This is a genomic window from Streptomyces sp. W16 (genome assembly GCF_033194735.1).
Lineage (GTDB): Bacteria > Actinomycetota > Actinomycetes > Streptomycetales > Streptomycetaceae > Streptomyces.
In genome coordinates, this window is the sequence record NZ_JAWOAI010000768.1 from 1 (window position 1) to 3,484 (window position 3,484).

At 68.9% G+C, this 3,484-nt stretch carries 5 protein-coding genes; 1 reads left to right on the forward strand and 4 read right to left on the reverse strand.

What is annotated here, in order from left to right; genetic code table 11:
* Positions 1–133: 133 nt before the first annotated feature.
* Together R6V09_RS48860 and R6V09_RS48865 are read right to left on the reverse strand one after the other, a co-directional pair.
* Entirely contained in the window at positions 134–1,039 is a 906-nt protein-coding gene (locus tag R6V09_RS48860) for a helix-turn-helix domain-containing protein (protein ID WP_317887893.1), read from the reverse strand.
* A gap of 159 nt (positions 1,040–1,198) precedes the next feature.
* Positions 1,199–1,450, reverse strand: a complete 252-nt coding sequence (locus R6V09_RS48865) for a DUF397 domain-containing protein (RefSeq protein WP_317887894.1) — start codon at positions 1,448–1,450, stop codon at positions 1,199–1,201.
* Between the two features lie 210 nt (positions 1,451–1,660).
* Between R6V09_RS48865 and R6V09_RS48870 the strand changes: the two genes are divergently transcribed.
* The gene (locus tag R6V09_RS48870) at positions 1,661–2,209 is read left to right on the forward strand and encodes an ATP-binding protein (RefSeq protein ID WP_317887895.1); all 549 of its coding nucleotides are present in this window, start codon (positions 1,661–1,663) and stop codon (positions 2,207–2,209) included.
* A gap of 79 nt (positions 2,210–2,288) precedes the next feature.
* Here R6V09_RS48870 and R6V09_RS48875 read toward each other — a convergent pair whose 3' ends face one another.
* Together R6V09_RS48875 and R6V09_RS48880 are read right to left on the reverse strand one after the other, a co-directional pair.
* Complete coding sequence (locus R6V09_RS48875) at positions 2,289–3,092, reverse strand: SAM-dependent methyltransferase (protein ID WP_317887896.1); 804 nt, start codon at positions 3,090–3,092, stop codon at positions 2,289–2,291.
* A 70-nt stretch (positions 3,093–3,162) separates the two neighbouring features.
* The coding region (locus tag R6V09_RS48880; RefSeq protein ID WP_317887897.1) for a substrate-binding domain-containing protein at positions 3,163–3,484 on the reverse strand (322 nt) is incomplete at its 5' end.

Genomic DNA, 3,484 nt, shown 5'->3' on the forward strand with positions numbered 1-3,484 from the left:
GACGATCGGCGCCGGCCGCATCCTGCTGCTGCCCGCACCCGTACGCGCCCGGCGCTGGCGGGTCCGCGCGACGGCGGCCCGGGACACCGTACGGATCGCGGAGTTCGGGCTGTACCGGTCGCGGGTCTGAGGCTCACATGTCCTTGAGGAGCTTCTCCAGGAAGACCACCGACTCGGGGCCGGGCAGCGCCACCAGACTCAGCCGGTCCATGACCGCGAGATAGCGGTCGACCTCCTCCGGCTTGTCCAAGTACAGGGCGCTGGTGAGCTGTTCGAGATAGACGATGTCCGGCAGGTCCGGTACCGGGAAGCGCAGCACGGTGATCGGACCGCCGGCCGCCGCATGGCCGCCCACATGGAAGGGCAGCACCTGCAGCGTGACGTTCGGCAGGGCGGCCGTCTCGACGAGATGCCGGAGCTGCTCGCGCATCACGTCGACCCCGCCGAGCGGCCTGCGCAGCGCCGCCTCGTCCACCACGACCCACAGCTTCGGCGCATCGGGCCGGGTCAGCAACTCCTGGCGGGTCATGCGGAGTTCGACGCGCCGCTGGATCGAGTCCGGGGTGTCGACGGGGCGGCCGAGCCGGATGACGGCCTCGGCGTATCCGGCGGTCTGCAACAGGCCCGGGATGAACTGCACTTCGTAGGTGCGGATGAGGGAGGTGGCCTCCTCCAGCCCCAGGTGCTGTTCGAACCAGGCCGGGAAGGAGTCGCCGTAGGCGCGCCACCAGCCGGGTTCGTTGGCGCGGCGGACCGAGTCCAGGAACTCCTGGCGGGCGTCCGGCTCATGGAGGCCGTACAGCGTCAACAGGTCTGCCACATCACGTTCTTTGAAGCCGACGCGGCCCAACTCCATGCGGCAGAGCTTGGCGTCAGAGGCGCGTATGGCCGAAGCGGCCGTGTCGCGGGTGATGTTGAGGGACTCGCGCAGACGGCGCAGCCGGGTGCCCAGCATCATGCGCTGGACGGTCGGACCACCGCGCTGAAGGCTCAGCACGTCCGTACCCAAGGGGGCGTGTTCCGGTTGAGCTGCAGTCATGTTCATCCCCTCGGCGGTCGCGCCGATACCGTCCGCAAGTTTTCGGGACTCAAAGGAGGATCGTAGCACCGAGGTTCCGGATAACTGCAGGGAGTGAAGGAGCCGGAAGGTGCCGGCCTGTGTCCGGCGCCTTCCGGCCATCCGCGGGTTTGCCTGACTTCAGCGACCGGGGAGTAGGCCGTCGAAGTCGCCGTCCTTCACGCCGCGGACGAACGCGGAGATCTCGGCGCTGGTGTAGACGAGCGCCGGACCTTCGGGATGGCGCGAGTTGCGCACGGCGATGTGACCGTCGGAGAGCGCGGCCAACTCGACGCAGTTTCCCTCGGGGTTGCTGTGGTGGCTCTTGCGCCACTCCGCGCCGCTCAGCAGGGTCGCCGCCATGCCGTTCTCGTGCTGGTTCTGAGGCCTCATCGCTCCCCCGGAAGATCGAATGCAATTGCAGCTTCAATTGCACCCATTGGTGATGTGGAGGACGATAGCCCTCGGGGGGACCGCTCGCAAGATCGTCTGCAATTGCAGCGGTAATTGCCGATGCACTTGCGTTCGCAGGGGCAGTCGGAGGACCATGTTCCGGACAGGTGTAGCGCGCGCAGTTGTTCTCTTGGGGTCTCAGGGGTCGCGATGTCCGCAGAGCAAGTCGTACGGCCGCTCGACTCCCTGCGGATCGAGGGCACTTGGGAATGGCTGTGCCGGGCCGTCGACGAGGTCGGCCGACCCGCACCGGGGCAGACCATCACCCTGGTCCCCGCGGTCGGGGACGGAGGCGACCCGGCTCTCTGTTCCGTCCTGGTCGTGCCCCCGATGCCTCAATCGGCGCATGTGGCACGGGACTTCACCCGCGCCGCGCTGGCCGACCGGGCCGGGGACGAACTCGTCGACGACATGGCGGTCACCGTGTCGGAACTGGTGAGCAACGCGTTGCGCTACGGCCGGGCGCCCAACTCGCCGGTGGAGCCGCAGCCTTCACTGTGGCTCGCGGTGTGGGACCGGCTGCCGTACGCGGTGTGCGCGGTCACCGACGACAGCGACCGCATACCCGTGGAGGGGCACCCGGACGAGTTCGCGGAGTCCGGGCGCGGCCTCCAGGTGGTCTCCGCGCTCAGCGACTCATGGGGCTGGAACCTGCGGGCGGGTGGCGGGAAGACGGTCTGGGCGCTGTTCCGGCTCTGACGCCGCACACACAAGAAAGCGGACACACAAGAAAGCGGGGCCCCGGCTCAACTCCGGTGCCCCGCCTCGCTGTTGCTGCTCAGACCTTGCGGCCGATGCCGCACATCGTGTCCGCGTCGGACGGATCACGGCCCACGTCGACAGGCTCGGGCCTCCACCGCGAAATGGGGACGATGCCGGGCTCGACGGCTTCGAGACCCTCGAAGAAGGCCGCTACTCGCTCGGGGCTGCGCAGGTAGTAGGAGCTGGCCGAGTTGGCGTTGTACACCGAGATCGCCTGGTTGAGCGCCGGGTTGGTGTCGGTGCCGTCGGTCAGCGCGAGATAGCTGCCCGGGGGCAGCGCGTCGAGGAAGCGGGCCACGACGGCCTCGGGCTCGTCCGAGTCCGGGATCTGGCCCAGGATGCCCAGCATCGTCAGTGCGATCGGCTTGCTGAAGTCCAGCGTCCGGGCGGCGGCTTCGAGAATCCCCTCGGGATCGCGGACATCGGCCTCGACGTAGGCGCAGGCGCCCTCCGGAGTGCTGGTGAGCAGCGCCTGGGCGTGCACGAGGACCAGCGGATCGTTGTCGACGTAGACGATGCGGCTCTCGGGCGCGATGCGCTGCGCGACCTCGTGCGTGTTGTCGACGGTCGGCAGGCCGGTTCCGATGTCGAGGAACTGGCGGATGCCCGCCTCCGCGGCGAGATAGTGCACGGCCCGGACCAGGAAGCCTCGTTGGAGGCGGGCGAGCAGGGCGATGTCCGGGAACATCTTGATGATCATCTCGCCGGCTTCCCGGTCGGCGGCGTAGTTGTCCTTGCCGCCCAGGAGGAAGTTCCACACACGGGCGGAGTGCGGCCGGTCGAGCTGGAGCCGGTCGGCCAGCGGGTCTTCGGAGGTCATGGGCAAAGCCTCACACGAAGTACTCGACGGTGTCCGGCGATTCGGGCTCGAACCGGGAGACACAGCACTTTCACACCCGTGCCGGTCCCGTACTGTCCCGCTCGATCAGCCGCGGTACCGGCACCCGTACCGTGCGCGCCGGGCCGCCGTCCAGCAGCGCGGTCAACTCCTGGGCGGCCGTACGGCCGAACTCCACGCTGTCCCGGGACAGCGCCGACAGCCACGGCCGCACCATGCGGCACAGCGCGGAGTCCTCCCAGGCGACCACCGACACGTCCGCCGGTACGGAGAAGCCGAGTTCGGTCGCGGCGGCCACGCCGGCGACGGCCATCACGTCGTTGTCGTAGATCAACGCCGTTGGGGGAGCGGCGACTTCGAGGACCCGGCGGGTG

Bases quoted from the DNA above. Each gene is read 5' to 3' on its own strand.
- R6V09_RS48860 (WP_317887893.1), bottom strand. From the start codon at position 1,039: ATGACTGCAGCTCAACCGGAACACGCCCCCTTGGGTACGGACGTGCTG.
- R6V09_RS48865 (WP_317887894.1), bottom strand. From the start codon at position 1,450: ATGAGGCCTCAGAACCAGCACGAGAACGGCATGGCGGCGACCCTGCTG.
- R6V09_RS48870 (WP_317887895.1), top strand. From the start codon at position 1,661: ATGTCCGCAGAGCAAGTCGTACGGCCGCTCGACTCCCTGCGGATCGAG.
- R6V09_RS48875 (WP_317887896.1), bottom strand. From the start codon at position 3,092: ATGACCTCCGAAGACCCGCTGGCCGACCGGCTCCAGCTCGACCGGCCG.